The sequence below is a fragment of the uncultured Campylobacter sp. genome (assembly GCF_938045205.1).
Classification (GTDB): Bacteria; Campylobacterota; Campylobacteria; order Campylobacterales; family Campylobacteraceae; genus Campylobacter_B.
In genome coordinates, this window is the sequence record NZ_CALIMY010000035.1 from 1 (window position 1) to 2,689 (window position 2,689).

A 2,689-nucleotide genomic window follows, 5' to 3' on the forward strand; every position below is an offset into this window, starting at 1 on the left:
GCGGACTGCGTCCGAGCATTTTTATTTTGCGGCTTCGACGCAAGTTTTGATTTTAAAATTTCTTGTCGCAAAAATCGTAAAATTTCAATTGCACTACAAATCGGCGCTGTATTTTGCTAAAATACCGATAAAATTTTAAAGGATGAAATTTGGAAAATTTTGCTTTTCTTCTAAATTTAGTGATATTTTGCATCTTGGTTTTTATGTTTTTTAAGATGCGCAAAAGCGGCGAGCAAGCGAGCAAGCCGCAGATCGCCACCGACATCACGCGGCTTAAAAGCATCGGCGAGCTGAGCGTTTTTAAAATTTACTCCAAAGAGATCGTCACGCGCAAGCAAAACGTAGGCAGCGGGCTGCTGGGCTCGCTCGTCTCGCCGCTGATGACGAAAAAGCAGATCGCCATCATCTTCGAGTTTGAGATCGAGTTCGTTTACGACCTGCTAAGCCCCGACTTTGCGATACTGCCGCAGGGCGAGGATCGCTACGAGATCAAGATGCCGCCGTGCAAATACAAATACTCGATCAAAGATATGAAAATTTACGACGAGAAAAACGCCAAACTGCTGCCGTTTTTGCTGCCCGATTCGCTAAACGGGCTATTCGGCGCGAGCTTCGATGAAAGCGATAAAAACCACCTCATCGACGATGCTAAGGACGAGGTCAAGCAGCTCTCGTTAAAAATTATCAACGATCTGGGCGGCAAGATCCACAAATCTGCGACCGACACGCTGGAGGCGATCGCCAAGAGCTTCGGCGCGAAGGAGGTCGGATTTATCTTCCAGGACAAGGCGCTTCAAACGATCGATATAAACTCAAACGAGATCGCAATCGATAAGTCGCTAAAATCGCAGATCGAGAAGTAGATGGAGCTTTTTAAGGCGCTTTTTAAAATTTACTTCGCCCGCATGCTCGCGTTTATGGATGCCTGCGCGAGGGCTTGGCAGCGATTTTATGAGCCAATCAGGCTGCGCAAAGAGAAAAAGCGTCTGCGCGCAAAGGGCTATTTTACCGAGGATGCGACGTGGGCGGAATTTTTCGCGGATTTTAAATTTTGCAAATGCTTTATCATTAAAAAAATCCTCTATCCAAACTTCTACGCGATCAAAAACTCCTCCAAATGGGAGGCGGGCTCAAAGCGAGCTAGCTTTACGGTGGGCTCGTTTGCATACGACGAGATCGCGTGGGTGTGGGTGCCGCAAGCCTTCGATGGCGGGCGGAAAAACGATCTAGCGAAGCTAAAAGATCTACTGCAAAAAATCCCAGCATTGCGCTACGAGCAGAGCGATACGGGGATTAAAATTTTTGGCTACGAGTGCGGCGAAGGGGCCTTATAATCGTATAAAGCGGCATTTGCTTAAATTTCATATTTGTTTGATCTTGTCAAGGATCGCGCCGATGTAGCGCACGGCTAGCGCTGCGTAGATAAATCAAGCAGGCAGGTTTTGAAGACCGTGTCTTTGTTAAAACAGCGCATGCGAGCGTGAAATTTTATCTCTGCAAGCACCCAGGCGCGGTCTAAATTTAAACTCCGCGTTAGCATCAAACGCAGGCAAAATTTTATCTTCCCGCCCGGCTCCATAGATCCTTTGCTTTGGCGGGGTTTTTCATGTTAAGCCACGCAAGAAGCAGTACTACGGACGCTAATGGATTTAAGATTAAATTTAACAGTTCCATGCAATTTATGACGCCCATCGTTATAGCGGCGGGAGCCGGTATTTTAAACATCATGCTGTAGATGACGTCTGCGCCGATATCTGCGATTAGTAGCGCGGCATATACGGCAAAAAGCTTGCATCCGGCAGCGGCGTACAACTTAAAATTTATAATTATCCAAGCGACCGTAACCGTAAATATCAAATACGGCACATATATTTGCAGCCTACTACAATCGCATCTTCTGAGTATATAAATGGCTGAAAAATATAATAGCGCCGCAAGCGCGATGCTATAGGCGTATTTGAAGATTATGAAGACCTGCGGGCCCGTGATATTTTGGATGTTTTTAAGCGCGTGGTAAAGGAATGTGAAGGCAAAAATCCACACTAAGATTTGAGAATCCAAATACGCTATCTCGCCTTTTATAGAATACGCTACGCTTGCGACCAGTAGGCAGAGCGCGCCGAGCGTGCCTTGCAGCTTCGCTCTTTGAAAATCTTCATTCATTTTATACCTTTAAATTTTAATGTGCGGCTCGCTGCTTGCACTGCGCAGATGAGCGGCGGGCGCTGCTTTGATTATCACCGCGCGGGCTTTAAATTTAGCCGCTGCGAATTTTAATTTTACGCCGCCGTGCATACTTCGTACTTTACGTCGCTGTGAATGATTTAAGCTCAGCACGCCGCCGAATATCTCATCCTTGGGCTACTGTCGCGAATTTTATTTAGTTCCGCCGTTACGAGTGCTTTTAATTTAACGCCGTAGTTACCGCAAATTTTACTTTGCCGCCGCTCGCATAATACGTTTTTGAAATGGGATTTTATGCAAATTCTGTTTAAAATAGATTTAACTTTTTAAATTTAAAAGCAGCGGAGCAGCTTAAATTTATAACTATCCAAGTGCCATTACTATAAGCATTAAAAACGCTTATCTTTGATTTTTAAATTTGAGCTGTTTTTAGTAAATTTTGTTTACAAATTTTGTATAATTTTTAAAATTTTATCTCGAAAAAAGGAGCAAGTATGAGATTTAT

General features: G+C 44.4%; 4 protein-coding genes. 2 read left to right on the forward strand and 2 right to left on the reverse strand.

Annotated features, from left to right (window positions below; all coding sequences use genetic code 11):
- Positions 1–149: 149 nt before the first annotated feature.
- Positions 150–863, forward strand: a complete 714-nt coding sequence (locus Q0198_RS02340) for a DUF4230 domain-containing protein (protein WP_297894500.1) — start codon at positions 150–152, stop codon at positions 861–863.
- Complete coding sequence (locus Q0198_RS02345; RefSeq protein ID WP_297894502.1) at positions 864–1,334, forward strand: hypothetical protein; 471 nt, start codon at positions 864–866, stop codon at positions 1,332–1,334.
- A gap of 74 nt (positions 1,335–1,408) precedes the next feature.
- On the opposite strand, the gene Q0198_RS02350 is transcribed toward Q0198_RS02345, so the two are convergent.
- Together Q0198_RS02350 and Q0198_RS02355 are read right to left on the reverse strand one after the other, a co-directional pair.
- Positions 1,409–1,579 carry a hypothetical protein gene (locus Q0198_RS02350; RefSeq protein ID WP_297894505.1) on the reverse strand — a complete coding sequence of 57 codons (171 nt, stop codon included), beginning with the start codon at positions 1,577–1,579 and terminating at the stop codon, positions 1,409–1,411.
- Positions 1,558–2,163 (reverse strand): hypothetical protein, encoded by a 606-nt coding sequence (locus tag Q0198_RS02355; protein ID WP_297894507.1) that lies wholly within the window; start codon positions 2,161–2,163, stop codon positions 1,558–1,560. The genes Q0198_RS02350 and Q0198_RS02355 overlap by 22 nt, the downstream gene beginning before the upstream one ends.
- Positions 2,164–2,689 lie beyond the last annotated feature (526 nt).

What these genes read in the sequence shown, in the direction of transcription:
- Q0198_RS02345 (WP_297894502.1), top strand. Translation starts at nt 864, where the DNA reads ATGGAGCTTTTTAAGGCGCTTTTTAAAATTTACTTCGCCCGCATGCTC.
- Q0198_RS02350 (WP_297894505.1), bottom strand. Translation starts at nt 1,579, where the DNA reads ATGGAGCCGGGCGGGAAGATAAAATTTTGCCTGCGTTTGATGCTAACG.
- Q0198_RS02355 (WP_297894507.1), bottom strand. Translation starts at nt 2,163, where the DNA reads ATGAATGAAGATTTTCAAAGAGCGAAGCTGCAAGGCACGCTCGGCGCG.